17 protein-coding genes and 5 tRNA genes are annotated in these 17,197 nt (G+C 55.1%); 15 read left to right on the forward strand and 7 right to left on the reverse strand.

The annotated features are described in order from the left end of the window. The first annotated feature begins 50 nt into the window (after positions 1-50). Positions 51-1,568 carry a nitric oxide reductase transcriptional regulator NorR gene (gene norR / locus C5523_RS05870; protein ID WP_108700750.1) on the forward strand — a complete coding sequence of 506 codons (1,518 nt, stop codon included), beginning with the start codon at positions 51-53 and terminating at the stop codon, positions 1,566-1,568. On the opposite strand, the gene gutQ is transcribed toward norR, so the two are convergent. The 7 genes from gutQ to srlA all read right to left on the reverse strand — a co-directional run bounded on the left by gutQ (position 1,565) and on the right by srlA (position 6,602). Then, positions 1,565-2,527, reverse strand: coding sequence for an arabinose-5-phosphate isomerase GutQ (gene gutQ / locus C5523_RS05875; RefSeq protein ID WP_039077634.1), 963 nt, complete (start codon positions 2,525-2,527; stop codon positions 1,565-1,567). The two genes, norR and gutQ, sit on opposite strands and share 4 nt — an antisense overlap. After that, the gene (locus C5523_RS05880; RefSeq protein ID WP_039077633.1) at positions 2,520-3,293 is read right to left on the reverse strand and encodes a DNA-binding transcriptional repressor; all 774 of its coding nucleotides are present in this window, start codon (positions 3,291-3,293) and stop codon (positions 2,520-2,522) included. The genes gutQ and C5523_RS05880 overlap by 8 nt, the downstream gene beginning before the upstream one ends. 67 nt (positions 3,294-3,360) lie before the next feature. Next, positions 3,361-3,720, reverse strand: a complete 360-nt coding sequence (gene gutM / locus C5523_RS05885; protein WP_039077632.1) for a transcriptional regulator GutM — start codon at positions 3,718-3,720, stop codon at positions 3,361-3,363. Between the two features lie 180 nt (positions 3,721-3,900). Beyond that, positions 3,901-4,680, reverse strand: a complete 780-nt coding sequence (gene srlD / locus C5523_RS05890; RefSeq protein ID WP_039077631.1) for a sorbitol-6-phosphate dehydrogenase — start codon at positions 4,678-4,680, stop codon at positions 3,901-3,903. Between the two features lie 17 nt (positions 4,681-4,697). Continuing rightward, positions 4,698-5,060, reverse strand: coding sequence for a PTS glucitol/sorbitol transporter subunit IIA (srlB, locus tag C5523_RS05895; RefSeq protein WP_039077630.1), 363 nt, complete (start codon positions 5,058-5,060; stop codon positions 4,698-4,700). A gap of 10 nt (positions 5,061-5,070) precedes the next feature. Then, positions 5,071-6,042, reverse strand: coding sequence for a PTS glucitol/sorbitol transporter subunit IIB (locus C5523_RS05900; RefSeq protein WP_039077629.1), 972 nt, complete (start codon positions 6,040-6,042; stop codon positions 5,071-5,073). Then, positions 6,039-6,602: a PTS glucitol/sorbitol transporter subunit IIC gene (gene srlA / locus C5523_RS05905; protein ID WP_039077628.1), complete on the reverse strand. Its 564-nt coding sequence runs from the start codon at positions 6,600-6,602 to the stop codon at positions 6,039-6,041. The genes C5523_RS05900 and srlA overlap by 4 nt, the downstream gene beginning before the upstream one ends. A 268-nt stretch (positions 6,603-6,870) precedes the next feature. Between srlA and mltB the strand changes: the two genes are divergently transcribed. The 14 genes from mltB (at position 6,871) to C5523_RS05975 (ending at position 17,178) form a co-directional block, all read left to right on the forward strand. Further along, the gene (gene mltB / locus C5523_RS05910; RefSeq protein WP_071194737.1) at positions 6,871-7,968 is read left to right on the forward strand and encodes a lytic murein transglycosylase B; all 1,098 of its coding nucleotides are present in this window, start codon (positions 6,871-6,873) and stop codon (positions 7,966-7,968) included. A 226-nt stretch (positions 7,969-8,194) separates the two neighbouring features. Beyond that, positions 8,195-8,872: a metal ABC transporter ATP-binding protein gene (locus C5523_RS05915; protein ID WP_108700751.1), complete on the forward strand. Its 678-nt coding sequence runs from the start codon at positions 8,195-8,197 to the stop codon at positions 8,870-8,872. Continuing rightward, positions 8,869-9,732 carry a metal ABC transporter permease gene (locus C5523_RS05920; RefSeq protein WP_071194736.1) on the forward strand — a complete coding sequence of 288 codons (864 nt, stop codon included), beginning with the start codon at positions 8,869-8,871 and terminating at the stop codon, positions 9,730-9,732. The genes C5523_RS05915 and C5523_RS05920 overlap by 4 nt, the downstream gene beginning before the upstream one ends. Beyond that, positions 9,732-10,610: a metal ABC transporter substrate-binding protein gene (locus C5523_RS05925; protein ID WP_071194735.1), complete on the forward strand. Its 879-nt coding sequence runs from the start codon at positions 9,732-9,734 to the stop codon at positions 10,608-10,610. The genes C5523_RS05920 and C5523_RS05925 overlap by 1 nt, the downstream gene beginning before the upstream one ends. A gap of 124 nt (positions 10,611-10,734) precedes the next feature. Next, a complete protein-coding gene (gene pncC, locus C5523_RS05930) occupies positions 10,735-11,232 on the forward strand; it encodes a nicotinamide-nucleotide amidase (protein WP_039077623.1) in 498 nt (165 codons plus the stop codon). An 89-nt stretch (positions 11,233-11,321) separates the two neighbouring features. Further along, positions 11,322-12,386 (forward strand): recombinase RecA, encoded by a 1,065-nt coding sequence (gene recA, locus C5523_RS05935; RefSeq protein ID WP_039077622.1) that lies wholly within the window; start codon positions 11,322-11,324, stop codon positions 12,384-12,386. 69 nt (positions 12,387-12,455) lie between these two features. Further along, the gene (recX, locus tag C5523_RS05940) at positions 12,456-12,956 is read left to right on the forward strand and encodes a recombination regulator RecX (RefSeq protein ID WP_071194734.1); all 501 of its coding nucleotides are present in this window, start codon (positions 12,456-12,458) and stop codon (positions 12,954-12,956) included. Between the two features lie 129 nt (positions 12,957-13,085). Continuing rightward, positions 13,086-15,713, forward strand: a complete 2,628-nt coding sequence (alaS, locus tag C5523_RS05945) for an alanine--tRNA ligase (RefSeq protein ID WP_108700752.1) — start codon at positions 13,086-13,088, stop codon at positions 15,711-15,713. A 243-nt stretch (positions 15,714-15,956) separates the two neighbouring features. After that, a complete protein-coding gene (csrA, locus tag C5523_RS05950) occupies positions 15,957-16,142 on the forward strand; it encodes a carbon storage regulator CsrA (RefSeq protein WP_000906486.1) in 186 nt (61 codons plus the stop codon). 321 nt (positions 16,143-16,463) lie between these two features. Continuing rightward, positions 16,464-16,556, forward strand: a tRNA-Ser gene (locus C5523_RS05955). Between the two features lie 3 nt (positions 16,557-16,559). Beyond that, positions 16,560-16,636 (forward strand) — tRNA-Arg (locus tag C5523_RS05960). 63 nt (positions 16,637-16,699) lie between these two features. Continuing rightward, positions 16,700-16,776: transfer RNA gene (locus tag C5523_RS05965), tRNA-Arg, on the forward strand. 62 nt (positions 16,777-16,838) lie between these two features. Beyond that, positions 16,839-16,915, forward strand: a tRNA-Arg gene (locus tag C5523_RS05970). 186 nt (positions 16,916-17,101) lie between these two features. Beyond that, positions 17,102-17,178, forward strand: a tRNA-Arg gene (locus C5523_RS05975). Positions 17,179-17,197 lie beyond the last annotated feature (19 nt).

Consider the following 17,197-nt stretch of genomic DNA (forward strand, 5'->3'; position numbering starts at 1 on the left):
AAGACTGTCATTATGACAACCTTCATTGTCAAAATGACTGCGAGGCGACGATGAGTTTTTCCGTGAACGTGCTGGCGGGTATCGCCATTGAATTACAGAGCGGCATAGGCCATGCCGACCGTTTTCAGCGCCTGATTACCACCCTGCGTCAGGTGCTGGAGTGTGACGCTTCAGCGCTGCTGCGCTATGAGGCGCGGCAATTTATCCCGCTGGCGATTGATGGCCTGGCCCAGGATGTGCTGGGGCGGCGCTTTACGCTGGAAGGGCACCCGCGGCTGGAGGCGATTGCCCGCGCCGGGGATGTGGTGCGTTTCCCTGCCGACAGCGCATTACCGGACCCCTATGACGGGCTGATCCCCGGCCAGGAGAGTCTGAAAGTCCACGCCTGTGTGGGGCTGCCGCTGTTTGCCGGGCAGAGCCTGATTGGCGCACTCACTCTGGATGGCATGGCGCCGGATCAGTTCGATAGCTTTAGCGATGAAGAACTGCGTCTGATTGCGGCGCTGGCGGCAGGGGCGCTCAACAATGCTTTGCTGATTGAAAAGCTCGAAAGCCAGAACATGGCGCCCGGCCTGCCGACAACCTTTGAACAAGTCGCGCATACCGAAATGATCGGTCTTTCGGAGGGGATGGCGCAGCTTAAAAAAGAGATAGAGATTGTCGCCGGTTCCGATTTGAACGTGCTGATAAGCGGTGAAACCGGCACCGGTAAGGAGCTGGTGGCAAAAGCTATCCACGAAAACTCGCCCCGCGCGGCAGATGCCCTGGTCTATCTGAATTGCGCCGCACTGCCGGAAAGCGTGGCGGAAAGCGAGCTGTTTGGCCATGTGAAAGGGGCGTTTACCGGGGCCATCAGCAACCGTAGCGGCAAGTTTGAAATGGCCGATAAAGGCACGCTGTTTCTGGATGAGATTGGCGAGTTGTCGCTGGCGCTGCAGGCCAAGCTGCTGCGAGTATTGCAATACGGCGATATTCAGCGTGTCGGGGATGATCGCAGCCTGCGGGTGGATGTGCGCGTGCTGGCCGCCACCAACCGCGATCTGCGCGAAGAAGTACTGGCCGGGCGTTTTCGCGCTGACCTGTTTCACCGCCTGAGCGTCTTTCCGCTGGTTGTCCCGCCGCTGCGTGAACGCGGTGAGGATGTGGTGTTACTGGCGGGGTATTTTTGCGAGCAGTGTCGTCTGCGCCTTGGCCTTGGTCGTGTCGTGCTTAGCCGCGGTGCGCGGGCGCATCTGCTGGCGTACCGTTGGCCGGGAAATGTGCGTGAACTGGAACATGCTATTCACCGTGCGATTGTGCTGGCGCGCGGTACGCGAAGCGGGGATGACATCGTACTGGAAACGCGCCATTTTGCGCTGAGCGATGAGCCGGATCAGAGTGTTGTTAGTACGCAGACATTGCCCGTGGAGAGACAAAATTTGCGGGAAGCGACCGATAATTTTCAGCGTACCGCCATTCGCCAGGCGCTGGAACAAAGCCAGTATAACTGGGCAGCCAGTGCGCGGCTGCTGGAGATGGACGTCGCCAACCTGCATCGGCTGGCGAAACGTCTGGGATTGAAGGATTAAATAATTCCGGCCTGATAAAAGGCCTGCAGGTTAATCGCGCCAACCAGTTTACCGCTGTCATCCACCACCGGAGCCGCGGAGATTTTGCGTTTCATTAGCACCTCTTTGGCATCGATAGCGCGGCTCCCGGCGTTAAGGGTGATGCCCCCTTTCGTCATTGCGTCACTGATGTTCGCATCCAGCGCGCCGCCTGCAACCAGCCAGCGTCGCAGGTCGCCATCAGAGAAGATACCCAGAATCTCCGCCGCGTCACCGCAGACGGCTACCATCCCCATCCCCGTATGGCTAAGCTCCAGCATCGCGTCCATTACCGTGGCGTCAATGCGCACATGGGGGATATCTTCTTTACGCATCAGGTGATGGACTTTGTTGAGCAGACGCGCACCCAGCGCTCCTGCCGGGTGTGAACGGGCAAAATCTTCCTCGTTAAAGCCGCGCGCCTGCATAACGGCCATCGCCAGCGCGTCACCGAGCATCAATGTATTGACGGTGCTGGAGGTAGGGGCCAGCAACATTGGGCAGGCTTCACGTTCAACGGAAATATCCAGCACTGCGTCTGCCGCCAGCGCCAGCGGCGACAAAGATTTGCCGGTCATGGCCAGCACGGTCACCGACCGTTCCTTTAACTGCGGCAGGATCAGATCCAGCTCTTTAGCCGATCCAGAATAGGAGATAAAGAGCAGCACATCGCGGCTTTCAATCATCCCTAAATCGCCGTGCAGGGCTTCTGCCGCATGGACAAAGAAGGCAGGGGTGCCAGTGCTGGCGAGGGTGGCGGCAATCTTTTTGCCAATATGCCCGGATTTACCAATCCCCGAGACAATCACTTTGCCCCGGCAATGAATAATGGCATCAGCGGCGCGTAAAAACGCCTCGCCCAGACGCTCCGGCAGGCGGCTGGCTTCTTGCAACTCTAGCAGCAGCGTCTGACGTGCGGTGTTCAGTAAAAGCTCACTCATTTTTTTCTCCGGCTACGATCACTTCGATCCCTTTCTCTTCCAGTGCGGCGCGAAAATCTGCCGGGATCCCGGCATCGGTAATTAATTTATCGACGCTTTCCAGGCTGCACACAATGTTCGGGCTTTTGCGGCCAAATTTGGACGAATCCGCCATCAGGATCACTTCCCGTGCCGCGTTGCACATGGCTTTACTGACGGTGAAAACTTCATTGAAGGTGGTGACCCCTGCATTCAAATCGATGCCGTCGGTACCCATAAACAGTTTGTCGAAGCTGAAATGTTCGAAGGCGTTTTCCGCCAGTTGCCCATGAAAGGAGGCGGATTTTTTACGAAAGGTGCCGCCCGGCATCAGGATGGTTTGCTCGTTATCGAGTTCGGATAGCGCATTGACGATATGCAGGCTGTTGGTCATCACGGTGATGTTATTGAAATGGCTCAGTAAAGGAACCATTTGCAACACGGTGCTGCCCGCGTCAAGAATGATGGAATCGCCATCCTGAATAAAGCCCACGGCGGTTTCGGCAATCAGCCCTTTTTGCAGGGTGTTGATGAGGGTCTTATGGTCGATCGGTGGATCGGCTTCGTCTTTATTGAGCACGACGCCGCCATAGGTGCGGATGACCGCGCCGGAGTGTTCCAGCACCACTAAATCTTTCCGTATGGTGGTGCCCGTGGTGTCGAAGTGTGCTGCCAGCTCTTCAACAGAACATTTTCCCTGCTTTTGCAGATGCTCAAGAATGGCTGCCTGCCGCTGACGTGGTTTCATGGGCGCTTTTATCCTGCGTTAAGTTGCAAAATGATAATTTCGCAAGCTCATTGCGTTCACAACGAAATTATCCATGTTTCAATTTAAGCGCCAATAATAGAGCATTCTGACAGCCCGGATCATGGGGAAAGATCACATCAGGCTCTAATTCCTCACGTTTCATGCCGAGCAGGGCGTCGATTTTTGCGGGTCTGGCAAAAACGGTGAGTCCGCGCATGAGCAACGTATCGGTGACGCGGTCTTGTTTATCGAAGGCAACCGCAAGGATAACGCGCGGTTTGAAACGCCCGCCAGAGCGCCCGACGCCAACGCGCCCTTGCTGGCAGAGCGCATCAAAGGCGCGGTTAAACTGGCGAATCTGCCAGCCGCCCAGTGCCAGTTGGCTGAGCCAGGCGATGACAGCTACGGTGATGAGTGCAGAAACCATCATGTCTCCTTTTCCCGGATGGCGGCGCGAGCGCCTTATCCGGGTTACGGTTTATGTGCCGGGTGGTGCCCGGTTTCCTCCCTCTCCCTGTGGGAGAGGCTACGGTTTGGTAGCCCCGGTAAGCGTAGCGCTACCGGGGGATACCCTCAGGAACGGGCGGAAGGCATCAGGCCACCGGGTTCAGAACATCACCTGCCCGCCGGTAATATTGATTGATTGCCCGGTACAGTAAGAGGCCTTCGTGCTTGCGTAAAACAGCAGCACATCCAGTACATCCTGATAATCACAGCCACGTTTAAGCGGAACCTTATCAATGTAATGCTGCTCAACCTGATCGGCGGCAATCCCCAGTTTGCTGGCATATTGCGGGATCAGGGACTGGAACATCGGTGATTTCAGCAAGTTGCCCAGCATCAACGAATGAACCGTAATCCCATATTCCGCGAGATCCAGCGCCAGGGATTGTGTCAGGCCCACGCCGCCAAACTTCGCTGCGCTATAGCCCGAGTTGTGCTTACTGCCCACCTTGCCGGACTTCGAGTTGATCTGAATAATGCGCCCCTTAATCCCGTCGCGAATCATCAGCCGCGAAAACTCACGGGCACACAGGAAATAACCCACCAGATTGACCTGCAATGATCGGTCAAAATCCCCGAGCTGCACATCGCTGATAAACGCCGCTTTGGCAATTCCCGCGCTATAGACCAGCAAATCCGTGCGGCCAAAAATCTCATCAACACCACGGGCAAGCGCCAGTACGCTCTGCTCGCTGGTGGCATCAGCGCCAAAACCGTAGGCCATGCCTTCACCGAACTCCGCGTTAATTTCGTGTGCCACGGTTGCGGCTTTATCACTTTGAATATCCACTACCGCCACGCGATAGCCCTCTGCGGCCAGCCCACGGCTGAGGAACGCCCCGAGTGTTTGTCCCCCACCAATGACAACGGCAACCTGTTTCATACTTTTCTCCTTACGACTTAAGCGACAAATTTCAGTGTGCAACCAGGATTGATGCTTTCCGGCACGTCACCTGCGACGTGTACCGTGCCGGGATATTCCGCCTGCGTCTGTCCATCGAAGCGCAGGGTAATATGGCCAAGCTCGCGCAGATTCAGCTCTGCCACCTCACCGACGGCGGTAACCGGATACTGCTTACCGCCCAACTCGAAGCGGGCGCCAGGCGTAAGGTGTCCGCAAAAGTCGCCATGACAGTGGATAAAACAAAACTCAGCCACATCGGCGGGGGCCCCTTCCCGGAAGGTAATCAGCATCCGGTCGCCAAGCGCGTCGCGTGCGCAGTCGCCAATCTGAGTAATGGTGGTTTGATAAATCACGCTCATGAGCAACCTCTTATTGATAAATAAAGCCGGAAACAAACCAGGCGATAAGCACCGTTGGCGCACCCGTTAAGAAGCGGCTAACCAGTACAGACGGCACGCCGACGCGAACGGTGTCCTGGCGTGCTTCTGCCAGGGAAAGCCCTACGGGGATAAAGTCACATGCGGCCTGGGCGTTAATAGCGAACAGGGCTGGCAGGGCAAGGTGCGGTGGGATATTTCCCTGACCGATTTGCACACCAATCAACACGCCAATAACCTGAGCAATGACCGCCCCTGGGCCGAGGAACGGTGACAGCAACGGGAAGGAACAAATCAGCGCCAGCGTCACCAGCCCTAACGGATGACTGGCAAGGGGGGCCAGGCCGTGGGCTATCCAGTCACCCAAACCGGAGGCCATAATGATCCCGATAAGTGCCGAGACGAATGCCATAAACGGCAGGATGGTTTTCAGCACCGTATCGATGGTGTCGCGCCCGGCCTGAAACAGTACAGCGACGGCTGAGCCCATACCCATGCCGACTTTCGCCAGCAGACCATCGCTCTGCTCGGTGATTTTTTTGCTGGTGTCATAATCACGGGCAGTGGCTTCGCGTTGTGCCGGTGTATGGGGCAACTCACCATCCTGCCAGTAGATATTTTCCTCTCTTACGCCAGAGACATAGATATCTTCCAGGATGTACTGCGCCAGCGGGCCTGACTTGCCGGTGGCATGGATATTGATGGTGGGAATGCGCCGTTTCGGGTAAATGCCGCAACGTAACGTACCGCCGCAGTCGATGACTGCAACGCCGATTTCCGCTTCTGCCGGTTCTCCCTCTTTAAAGCCATCCACCGCTTCCCAGCCGGTCATTTGTGCCAGCTTGTCGACGATCGCCGGTCGCGTTCCGGCCGTGATATAGACGATCTTCTTGTTCGCGGTGGGATCGAGTGCCAGTGGGCCGCCCCAGCCGCCGGTACCTTTTTCAATCACAATGCGGCTCATGATGTTGCTCCTGCCAGTTGTACTTTCTGCTCAAGCTGAATGCCCATTTTTTTCTCGAAAATCGCGGTCGTCAGATCGGTAATCCAGCCACGGAAGAAGTTAGTGACCAGACCAACCAGCAGGTAGCTCACGGCAAGTGGTCCCAGCGGCAGACCGAGGGTAGTCAGGCCGTTGGCGATGCCTAAATAGACGAACAATTCACCGGGATTGATATGGGGGAACAGGCCATTCATTGAGTGGCAACTGTAAGAAGCGGCGGCGTAATAACTGGGCTTGTAACGTTCCGGCATAAAGCGTCCGAGACTGAGCGTCATCGGGTTGCAGAAAACAAAGGTGCCCACGCACGGCAGCAGCAGATAACGGGTCACCGGATTGCCAGCGCAGCGCTGCGCCAGCCGCTCAATACGGTGCTGACCAATGAAATTGATCAGTGCGTTCATGATAACCAGCAGACTTATCAGCAGCGGCAGAATACCGGTCACCATCCCGGTAAACACAACCCCGCCTTTCTGAAACAGCCCGATGAACCATTCGGCACCATGAGTAATGGTTTCGATCATTGTTCTCTCCTGTAGGGTTTTCTCGTTGTTGCAAAACTGGGACTTATAATAATCATTATGAAAGGTTAAAAAGTGTTATTTAGATCTCAATATGAAAGATAAAATGATCATTGTGAAAGTTTTTGGTAAGTGGAAGGTGTGAAGTGAAGACAAACGCGGCATTTCAGATAAGAGGAGAGAGAAGAAACATGGAAGCCGCTTCCTTGTGGAAGCCCGCATGCTTTACCATAATTCCTCCTGGTTGAATGAATTGTTAAATGGATGTCCCATGTTTAAGCGTCGTTACGCAGCGCTCCTCCCTGCGCTCGTTTTACTTGCCGCCTGCAGCAGCAAACCTCATCAAACCGCAGCATCTACCGACGGTGTGATAACCGGTCAACCTGCGGAACCCTCTGGCGGTTTCCTGCTCAAGCCGCAGCATAATGTGATGGCAATGGGCGGCGACTTCGCCAATAACCCGGCGGCGGAGCAGTTCATCAATGAGATGGTGAGCAAACACGGCTTTGACCGTCAGCAGTTACACGAAATTCTCTCTCAGGCGAAGCGACTCGATTACGTGCTGCGCCTGATGGACCGCCAGGCACCAACCGGCCCGGCACCGGTAGGGCCGAATGGCGCATGGCTGCGCTATCGCAGCCAGTTCATCACTGCGGATAACGTGCAAAACGGCGTGGCGTTCTGGAATCAATATGAAGACGCGCTGAATCGCGCATGGATGGTCTACGGCGTACCGCCGGAAATTATCGTTGGCATTATCGGCGTGGAAACCCGCTGGGGCCGCGTGATGGGCAAAACGCGTATCCTTGATGCGCTGGCGACGCTCTCCTTCGACTATCCACGCCGCGCCGCGTATTTCTCCAGCGAACTGGAAACGTTCCTGCTAATGGCGCGAGATGAAAGTGATGATCCGCTCGATTTGAAAGGTTCGTTCGCCGGTGCGATGGGCTACGGTCAGTTTATGCCGTCGTCTTACAAACAGTATGCCGTTGATTTTAATGGCGACGGGCATATCAACCTGTGGGATCCGGTCGATGCCATCGGCAGCGTGGCAAACTACTTTAAAGAACATGGTTGGGTGAAAGGCGATCTGGTGGCGGTGCCTGCTAATGGCCAGGCGCCGGGGCTGGCAAATGGCTTTAAAACCAACTACAGCGTGGCGCAACTGGCGTCAGCGGGCTTAACGCCGCAGCAACCGTTGGGGAACCACCAACAGGCCAGCCTGTTGCGGCTGGATGTTGGCACCAATTATGAGTACTGGTACGGCTTACCCAACTTCTACACCATCACCCGTTACAACAGCAGCACGCACTACGCGATGGCGGTCTGGCAGCTTGGTCAGGCGGTTGCGCTGGCGCGCGTTCGCTAATTGTCAGCCCCTCCTGCGGGAGGGGTTGAAACATTTCGACGCATTCACCCGATAAATTCCCGTTTACTTCATCACGGCTTCTGATTATTGTTATGTTATAACATTATGAAGGTTCGGTGATGATGGATGTAACCCTTTTCTCCTGCGCCAGCGCGGTCCGGCTTGGACTGGCTGCGGCGTTGTTAGTTGTGCTGTGGCTGCTTACGGCATGGTCGGTGGCGCTGGCATGATTGAGCTTGATCATCTGGTGGCGGGCTACGGCTCGCGCGCCATTACCCCCTCTCTGTGCGGTGTCATTGAAGCCGGCAGCATGACCGCAATTGTCGGGGTCAATGGCTGCGGCAAATCGACGTTACTCAAAACGCTGGCAGGCATACTGCCGCCGGTCAGTGGCACGCTGCGCTGGACGCCTTCACTACCGGTTATCGGCTGGCTGGCACAGCGGCAGACGCTGGACCCGCATTTTCCCATTACGGTGCAGGATGTGGTTAGCATGGGTGCCTGGCCGCGTATCTCGCTGTTTCGCGGTCTTAATCGCCAGGCCAGAGCGCATGTTGCTGAGGCGCTGGAGCGGGTGGGGCTGCTGACGATGGCGCGCACCACCGTTGAAGCCCTCTCCGGTGGCCAGTTTCAGCGCATGCTTTTTGCCCGCATGTGGTTACAGCATGCGCCGCTCGTCATGCTCGATGAACCCTTTACCGGCATTGATGAGGCCACAAGCCAGGTGCTGATGGAGCAGATTGTCGATATGCATCAGCAGGGGCAAACCATCCTCGCCGTGTTGCACGATAGTGAACGTGTCAAACGCTACTTCCCCCAGACGCTGCGTCTGGATACAGAAAGCGCCCATTGGGGGACGACTGACGTGACCCTGACGCAGAACAGCGGAGCGTGCCTGGCATGATATGGCATCTCTTTTTCCAGCCGTTTATTGAGTTCGGCTTTATGCGCCGCGCGCTGGTGGTGTGTCTGGCTTTATCCGTCAGCACCACGGCGCTGGGTGTCTTTTTGCAACTGCGGCGTATGAGCCTGATGGGCGATGCGCTCTCGCACGCGATTTTACCGGGCGTGGCGGCAGGCTACTTACTCAACGGCATGTCATTACTGGCGATGAGTCTGGGCGGCTTTTTTGCCGGAATTATCGTGGCGCTGGTGGCCGGGATCATCAGCCGACGCACGCCGCTCAAAGAGGACGCCAGCTTTGCCGGTTTGTATCTCGCGTCACTGGCGCTGGGCGTGACGCTGGTCTCGCTGCGTGGCTCAAGCGTTGACCTGCTGCATTTACTGTTTGGCTCAGTCCTGGCGGTCGATCAGGACGCGGCGTTGTTTGTCGCGGGCGTCGCCAGCCTGACGCTCCTGTGTCTGGCGCTGTTTTATCGCGGACTGGTGAGTGAAGCTTTCGACAGCAGTTTTTTGCAGATTAACGCGCCGCGACTGCCCGCTCTGCTCCACAGCCTGTTTCTGGCACTGCTGGTGTTAAACCTCGTGGCCGGGTTTCAGGTACTGGGCACATTAATGGCGGTGGGGGTGATGATTTTACCGGCGGTAGCCGCACGCTGCTGGGCGCGAACACTCCCTGGCCTGCTTTTATTTGCAGGCGTTAGCGGCGCGCTGTGTGCATGGTTTGGTCTGAGTCTTTCGTGGATGGCAGGGCTACCGGCGGGGCCATCTATCGTCCTGAGCGCGAGCGTCGTGTTTATTTTTTCCATCTTATTCGGCGTGCGCAGCACCTTACGCGCACAAAAAACAGGCAAGGAGACATAATGAAAAAGGCAGGTGTGGTTCTGGCATTAGCGCTTGGGCTGATGACGCAAAGTGTCATGGCGAAAACATTAAACGTGGTCGCCAGTTTCTCGGTACTGGGGGATATCGCCGCCAAAACCGGTGGCGATCATGTGAAAGTCACTACGCTTGTCGGGCCGGATGGCGACCCGCATACCTTCGAGCCGAGCGCCAAAGATAGCGCGTTGCTCAATAAGGCCGATGTGGTGGTGGTCAATGGTCTGGGGCTGGAAGGCTGGCTGGACCGGCTGGTGAAAGCGTCTGGCTTTAAAGGGGTTGTGGTTGTCGCTTCTGAGGGCGTTTCGACCCATACGCTGGAAGAAGACGGCAAAACTGTGACCGACCCGCACGCCTGGAACAGTGCGGCTAACGGTGCGCTCTATGCGAAGAATATTCTTGCGGCGTACGTCAAAGCCGACCCGCAGGATGAAGTAGCGCTGAAGGCGACCGGCCAGCGTTATATTGAGCAGGTTCAGCAGCTCGATAGCTGGGCGAAAACCCAGTTTGACGCGGTACCGCAAGAGAAACGCAAAGTGCTGACCAGCCACGACGCGTTTGGCTACTTTGGCCGGGCGTACGGCGTAACGTTCCTCGCCCCGCAGGGTATCTCCTCTGAAAGTGAAGCCAGCGCGCAGCAGGTGGCTGAGCTGATTAAGCAGATTAAAGCCGACGGCGTGCATACCTGGTTTATGGAAAACCAGCTTGATCCGCGCCTGGTGAAACAGATTGCCAGCGCGACCGGCGCACAGCCTGGCGGAGAGCTCTATCCTGAGGCGCTGAGCAAAAAAGGGGGCGTGGCGGACTCATACGTCAAAGCGTTTCGCCACAATGTTGAAACCATCGCTAACAGCATGAAATAACCTCTCTAAGCCAGCGAAAGCTGGCTTTTTTCTGAAGCCTCCTCGTAAATTCGTCACCGCATCCCCACCTTTATCCTGAAAGTGGTATCTTTTGCGCCACGGTTTTTGCACGACAGGGGTCACTATGACTGACAGCGAATTAATGCAACTAAGTGAGCGTGTGGGGCTGGCGCTCAAGGCGCGCGGGGCGACCGTCACCACGGCGGAGTCCTGTACGGGTGGCTGGGTGGCAAAAGCCATTACCGATATCGCCGGGAGTTCCGCCTGGTTTGAGCGTGGCTTTGTCACCTACAGTAATGAGGCCAAGTCGCAGATGATTGGCGTCAAGGCAGAGACGCTTGCGGCACATGGCGCAGTGAGTGAACCCGTAGTGGTGGAGATGGCGATTGGCGCGCTAAAAGCCGCGCGGGCGGATTACGCTATCTCAATAAGCGGCATTGCCGGGCCGGACGGTGGCAGCGACAGCAAGCCTGTCGGCACCGTGTGGTTTGGGTTTGCCAGCGTTAGCGGGCAGGGCATTACCCGCCGCGAGTGCTTCGATGGAGACCGCGAAGCGGTGCGTCGTCAGGCGACGGTGTATGCGTTGCAAACACTGTGGCAACATTTTCTACAAAATACTTGATACTGTATGACCATACAGTATAATTGCGACAACAGAACAGAAATTCACGGCGGAGCATAGTCGCTTCACCTTGCATGACAGGAGTAATAATGGCTATCGACGAAAACAAACAAAAGGCGCTTGCGGCCGCACTGGGTCAGATCGAAAAGCAATTCGGTAAAGGCTCCATCATGCGTCTGGGTGAAGACCGTTCTATGGATGTCGAAACGATCTCCACCGGTTCACTTTCGCTGGATATCGCACTGGGTGCGGGCGGTCTGCCAATGGGCCGTATTGTTGAAATTTACGGGCCAGAATCGTCCGGTAAAACGACGTTGACCCTCCAGGTTATCGCCGCGGCACAGCGTGAAGGCAAAACCTGTGCGTTTATCGACGCCGAACACGCGCTGGACCCTGTATACGCACGTAAGCTGGGCGTTGATATCGACAATCTGCTGTGTTCTCAGCCGGACACCGGTGAGCAGGCGCTGGAAATCTGTGATGCGCTGGCACGCTCTGGTGCCGTTGACGTTATCGTTGTCGACTCCGTTGCGGCGCTGACGCCGAAAGCAGAAATCGAAGGCGAAATCGGTGACTCTCACATGGGCCTCGCGGCACGTATGATGAGCCAGGCGATGCGTAAACTGGCGGGTAACCTTAAGCAGTCCAACACGCTGCTGATCTTTATCAACCAGATCCGTATGAAAATTGGCGTCATGTTCGGTAACCCGGAAACCACCACCGGTGGTAATGCGCTAAAATTCTACGCCTCTGTTCGTCTGGATATTCGTCGCGTTGGCGCGGTGAAAGAGGGCGACAATGTGGTGGGTAGCGAAACCCGCGTGAAAGTGGTGAAAAACAAAATCGCTGCACCGTTCAAACAGGCTGAGTTCCAGATCCTCTACGGCGAAGGTATTAACTTCTACGGCGAGCTGGTTGACCTGGGCGTGAAAGAGAAGCTGATTGAAAAAGCGGGCGCCTGGTACAGCTACAACGGCGAGAAAATCGGTCAGGGTAAAGCGAATGCGACAAACTGGCTGAAAGAAAACCCGGCAACGGCGAAAGAAATCGAGAAGAAAGTGCGTGAGATTCTGCTCAGCAATCCTTCCTCCGGTGCTGATTTCTCGGTGGACGACAGCGGTGAAGGTGTCGAAGAAACCAACGAAGATTTCTGATAATCTGAATGACAATCAAGGGCTGCGGATGCAGCCCTTTTGTTTTTCAGAGTCTGCCAGGATTTAACCATGTCTGACAACACGCCCCGACGCTCCGCCTACGCCCGCCTGCTTGACCGCGCCTTACGCATTTTGGCCATGCGTGACCATGCGGAACAGGAACTTCGCAGAAAACTTACCGCCCCGGTTATGGGGAAAAATGGTCTGGAAAAAACGGATGCCACGCCGGAAGATGTCGATAAAGTCATCGCCTGGTGCATGGAAAATAACTACCTCGACGATGCGCGCTTTGCCCGTCAGTTCATTGCCAGCCGCAGTCGCAAAGGATACGGCCCTGCGCGTATCCGCCAGGAAATGGGCCAGAAGGGGCTGGCGAGGGATATCTGCGAAAGCGCGATGCGAGAATGTGATATCGACTGGTGCGAACTTGCCCGGGAACAGGCGCAACGCAAATTCGGTGAACCACTACCCGTAGCTTTTGCGGAGAAAGTAAAAGTGCAACGCTTTTTACTCTATCGCGGTTATTTACTGGAAGATATTCAGGAAATCTGGCGAAATTTTGCCGGTTGACCGCATACGGGATTTTACTTCGTAGTAAAGAAAACTTATCTTATTCCCACTTTTTCCAGTAGCGGGTTGCTGTCTGTCAAAGGGCAGTAATCCGTTACGACATTTCGTTAGCTTGATTTCAGGATAATTATGAGCAAGAGCACCGCTGAGATCCGTCAGGCGTTTCTCGATTTTTTCCATAGCAAGGGCCATCAGGTAGTTGCGAGCAGCTCCCTTGTGCCGAATAACGACCCGACTCTGCTGTTTACCAACGCCGGGATGAACCAGTTCAAGGACGTATTCCTTGGGCTCGACAAGCGTAATTATTCCCGTGCTACTACCGCGCAGCGCTGCGTGCGTGCGGGTGGTAAACACAACGACCTGGAAAACGTCGGTTACACCGCGCGCCATCATACCTTCTTCGAAATGCTGGGTAACTTCAGCTTCGGCGACTACTTCAAACACGATGCTATCCAGTACGCATGGGAACTGCTGACCGGTGATAACTGGTTCAAACTGCCAAAAGAGCGTCTGTGGGTAACGGTGTACGAGACCGACGACGAAGCCTACGAAATCTGGGAAAAAGAAGTCGGAATTCCGCGCGAGCGCATTATCCGTATCGGAGACAATAAAGGCGCGCCTTATGCTTCCGATAACTTCTGGCAGATGGGCGATACCGGTCCGTGCGGCCCTTGCACCGAGATTTTCTACGACCATGGCGACCATATCTGGGGTGGCCCTCCGGGAAGCCCGGAAGAAGACGGCGACCGCTACATTGAGATCTGGAACATCGTCTTTATGCAGTTCAACCGTCAGGCTGACGGTACCATGGAACCGCTGCCGAAACCGTCCGTTGATACAGGTATGGGGCTCGAACGTATCACTGCGGTGCTGCAACATGTGAATTCCAACTACGAAATCGACCTGTTCAGCAAACTTATCAAAGCGGTCGCTGATGTGACCGGCGCGACCGATTTGAGTAACAAATCCCTGCGCGTGATCGCGGACCATATTCGTTCCTGTGCCTTCCTGATCGCTGACGGCGTGATCCCGTCGAATGAAAACCGTGGCTATGTGCTGCGTCGTATCATTCGCCGTGCAATCCGTCACGGCAACATGCTGGGCGCGAAAGATACGTTCTTCTACAAACTGGTTGGGCCGCTGCTCGACGTTATGGGATCTGCCGGTGAAGAACTGAAACGCCAGCAAGCGCAGGTTGAGCAAGTTCTGAAAACCGAAGAAGAACAGTTTGCCCGTACGCTGGAGCGTGGCCTGGCGCTGCTGGACGAAGAGCTGGCGAAACTCAAAGGCGACACGCTGGATGGCGAAACCGCTTTCCGCCTGTACGACACCTATGGCTTCCCGGTGGATCTGACGGCTGACGTATGCCGCGAGCGTAATCTGAAAGTCGACGAAAAAGGCTTTGAAGCCGCAATGGAAGAGCAGCGTCGTCGTGCGCGTGAATCCAGCGGTTTTGGCGCTGACTATAATGCGATGATCCGTGTCGATGGCAGCTCAGAATTTAAAGGTTATGACCATCTGGAACTGACCGGCAAAGTGACCGCGCTGTTTGTTGATGGTAAAGCTGTGAATGCGGTGAACGCCGGTCAGGACGCTGTTGTGATTCTGGACCAGACCCCGTTCTATGCCGAATCCGGTGGTCAGGTGGGTGACAAAGGGGAACTGAAAGGCAACGGCTTTACGTTCACCGTCAATGATACGCAGAAATACGGCCAGGCGATCGGTCATCTGGGGCGCGTTGCCACAGGTTCACTGAAAGTGGGCGACGGCGTGAAAGCCGAAGTCGACGAAGCTCGTCGTCTGCGTATTCGTCTGAACCACTCTGCAACGCACCTGATGCATGCCGCACTGCGCGATGTGCTGGGGACGCATGTGGCGCAGAAAGGCTCACTGGTTAACGATAAGGCGCTGCGTTTCGACTTCTCACATTTCGAAGCGATGAAACCGTCTGAAATCCGTGCGGTAGAAGATCTGGTGAACGCGCAAATTCGCCGCAACCTGCCTATCGAAACCAACATCATGGATATCGACGCGGCAAAAGCCTCTGGCGCAATGGCGCTGTTTGGTGAGAAATATGATGACCGCGTGCGTGTTCTTCGCATGGGCGATTTCTCCACTGAACTGTGTGGTGGTACTCACGCATCGCGTACGGGCGATATCGGCCTGTTCCGCATTGTATCTGAGTCCGGCACTGCGGCGGGCGTCCGTCGTATTGAAGCGGTCACTGGCGAAGGCGCCATTGCGGCCCTGCATGCGCAAAGCGACCAGTTGCAGGATATTGCCCAGTTGCTGAAAGGCGATAGTGCCAATCTCGGTGACAAAGTTCGTTCCGCGCTGGAGCGTACCCGTCAGCTAGAGAAAGAGCTGCAACAGCTTAAAGAACAACAGGCCGCTCAGGAAAGCGCAAGCTTGACCGGGAAGGCTGAGGATATCAACGGCGTTAAACTCCTTGTCAGCGTGCTGGAGGGTGTTGAACCGAAGATGCTGCGTACCATGGTCGACGATCTCAAGAACCAATTAGGTTCTGCCGTTATCGTGCTGGCCACAGTGGCAGAAGGTAAGGTTTCTCTGATTGCGGGTGTGTCTAAGGATGTGACCGACCGCGTTAAAGCAGGGGAACTGGTTGGGATGGTTGCCCAGCAAGTGGGCGGTAAAGGTGGCGGGCGTCCAGATATGGCGCAAGCCGGCGGCACGGATGTGGCAGCACTTCCGGCAGCAATGGCCAGCGTAAAAGGCTGGGTCGGCGCGAAACTGTAAAAATTACAAAGCGAATAGCAGTCGCCATGGCCTTGTCGCCATGGCGTTCTTGCCACTACGCTATTGAAAACGATAAAGTCAGGTTGAAGTTGTGTATATCGGCTAAACTTACGTCTAACAGAATGTGATGCCGTGACTGCTTACACTTAACGTGTTTGTCATCGCTTACTTTTTGGCGTTATATGATGGAGAATGCCGGGATACAGAGAGACCCGACTCTTTTAATCTTTCAAGGAGCAAAGAATGCTGATTCTGACTCGTCGAGTTGGTGAGACCCTCATGATTGGGGATGAGGTCACTGTGACTGTTTTAGGGGTTAAAGGTAACCAAGTGCGTATTGGCGTTAACGCTCCTAAAGAAGTATCTGTTCATCGTGAAGAAATCTACCAGCGTATCCAGGCTGAAAAATCACAGCAGTCCAGTTATTGATATTACCGCGTCTCGCCATCCCGGCGAGACGCAACATTTTTCCCCGATTCTCTCCTCATCACGTTACCTTTTTATTTCACACTCTCTATTCTCACTTCTTTTTCTCAGCCTTTTGTCAGTACTGGCGTATAGGGCGCATCGGTAATTTCTGCTGATAAAACATCCTTTTTGCACTTTTAACCGGCTAATTGTCTGCGAAGTGTGCAAACGATTCAGGGGCTGGAAAAATTGTTTGACTTATAAGTCCCAGAAAGTAATATGTGCGCCACGCAGCGACGATGAGCAGAAACAAGTTCTTCGAAGCACTCGTAAGAGGCGTGTGGTGAGGTGGCCGAGAGGCTGAAGGCGCTCCCCTGCTAAGGGAGTATGCGGTCAAAAGCTGCATCCGGGGTTCGAATCCCCGCCTCACCGCCATTTGCATCCATAGCTCAGCTGGATAGAGTACTCGGCTACGAACCGAGCGGTCGGAGGTTCGAATCCTCCTGGATGCACCATCTTTCTCAGTGTTGCGGCTTGTTGAGCAGCATTGAATCGGTAGTAAAGCAGTAAATCCTGATGCATCCATAGCTCAGCTGGATAGAGTACTCGGCTACGAACCGAGCGGTCGGAGGTTCGAATCCTCCTGGATGCACCATCTTTCTCAGTGTTGCGGCTTGTTGAGCAGCATTGAATCAGTAGTAAAGCAGTAATCCCGATGCATCCATAGCTCAGCTGGATAGAGTACTCGGCTACGAACCGAGCGGTCGGAGGTTCGAATCCTCCTGGATGCACCATCTTCTCCGGAATAACATCACTATTGTTGTTTCATGGTCTGCGCAATAATCGCCAGTACCAGAGAAGATAACGTTGCGTCAGCAACGGCCCGCAGGGCGAACGCAGTGAGTCATCCTCCTGGATGTACCCTCTTTTATCAGGTAGTGCTTCAAAAGCGGTATTTGATATCAGCAGTAAATCCCGATGCATCCATAGCTCAGCTGGATAGAGTACTCGGCTACGAACCGAGCGGTCGGAGGTTCGAATCCTCCTGGATGCACCATCTTCTCCGGAATAACATA

This window comes from Phytobacter sp. SCO41 (assembly GCF_003073275.1).
GTDB lineage: Bacteria > Pseudomonadota > Gammaproteobacteria > Enterobacterales > Enterobacteriaceae > Phytobacter > Phytobacter diazotrophicus.

Coding starts and splice junctions, on each gene's coding strand:
- srlA (WP_039077628.1), bottom strand. CDS start 6,602: ATGATCGAAACCATTACTCATGGTGCCGAATGGTTCATCGGGCTGTTT.
- recX (WP_071194734.1), top strand. CDS start 12,456: ATGTCTGACAACACGCCCCGACGCTCCGCCTACGCCCGCCTGCTTGAC.
- C5523_RS05920 (WP_071194736.1), top strand. CDS start 8,869: ATGATATGGCATCTCTTTTTCCAGCCGTTTATTGAGTTCGGCTTTATG.
- srlD (WP_039077631.1), bottom strand. CDS start 4,680: ATGAAACAGGTTGCCGTTGTCATTGGTGGGGGACAAACACTCGGGGCG.
- alaS (WP_108700752.1), top strand. CDS start 13,086: ATGAGCAAGAGCACCGCTGAGATCCGTCAGGCGTTTCTCGATTTTTTC.
- C5523_RS05900 (WP_039077629.1), bottom strand. CDS start 6,042: ATGAGCCGCATTGTGATTGAAAAAGGTACCGGCGGCTGGGGCGGCCCA.
- pncC (WP_039077623.1), top strand. CDS start 10,735: ATGACTGACAGCGAATTAATGCAACTAAGTGAGCGTGTGGGGCTGGCG.
- csrA (WP_000906486.1), top strand. CDS start 15,957: ATGCTGATTCTGACTCGTCGAGTTGGTGAGACCCTCATGATTGGGGAT.
- mltB (WP_071194737.1), top strand. CDS start 6,871: ATGTTTAAGCGTCGTTACGCAGCGCTCCTCCCTGCGCTCGTTTTACTT.
- gutM (WP_039077632.1), bottom strand. CDS start 3,720: ATGGTTTCTGCACTCATCACCGTAGCTGTCATCGCCTGGCTCAGCCAA.
- C5523_RS05915 (WP_108700751.1), top strand. CDS start 8,195: ATGATTGAGCTTGATCATCTGGTGGCGGGCTACGGCTCGCGCGCCATT.
- norR (WP_108700750.1), top strand. CDS start 51: ATGAGTTTTTCCGTGAACGTGCTGGCGGGTATCGCCATTGAATTACAG.
- gutQ (WP_039077634.1), bottom strand. CDS start 2,527: ATGAGTGAGCTTTTACTGAACACCGCACGTCAGACGCTGCTGCTAGAG.
- recA (WP_039077622.1), top strand. CDS start 11,322: ATGGCTATCGACGAAAACAAACAAAAGGCGCTTGCGGCCGCACTGGGT.
- C5523_RS05880 (WP_039077633.1), bottom strand. CDS start 3,293: ATGAAACCACGTCAGCGGCAGGCAGCCATTCTTGAGCATCTGCAAAAG.
- C5523_RS05925 (WP_071194735.1), top strand. CDS start 9,732: ATGAAAAAGGCAGGTGTGGTTCTGGCATTAGCGCTTGGGCTGATGACG.
- srlB (WP_039077630.1), bottom strand. CDS start 5,060: ATGAGCGTGATTTATCAAACCACCATTACTCAGATTGGCGACTGCGCA.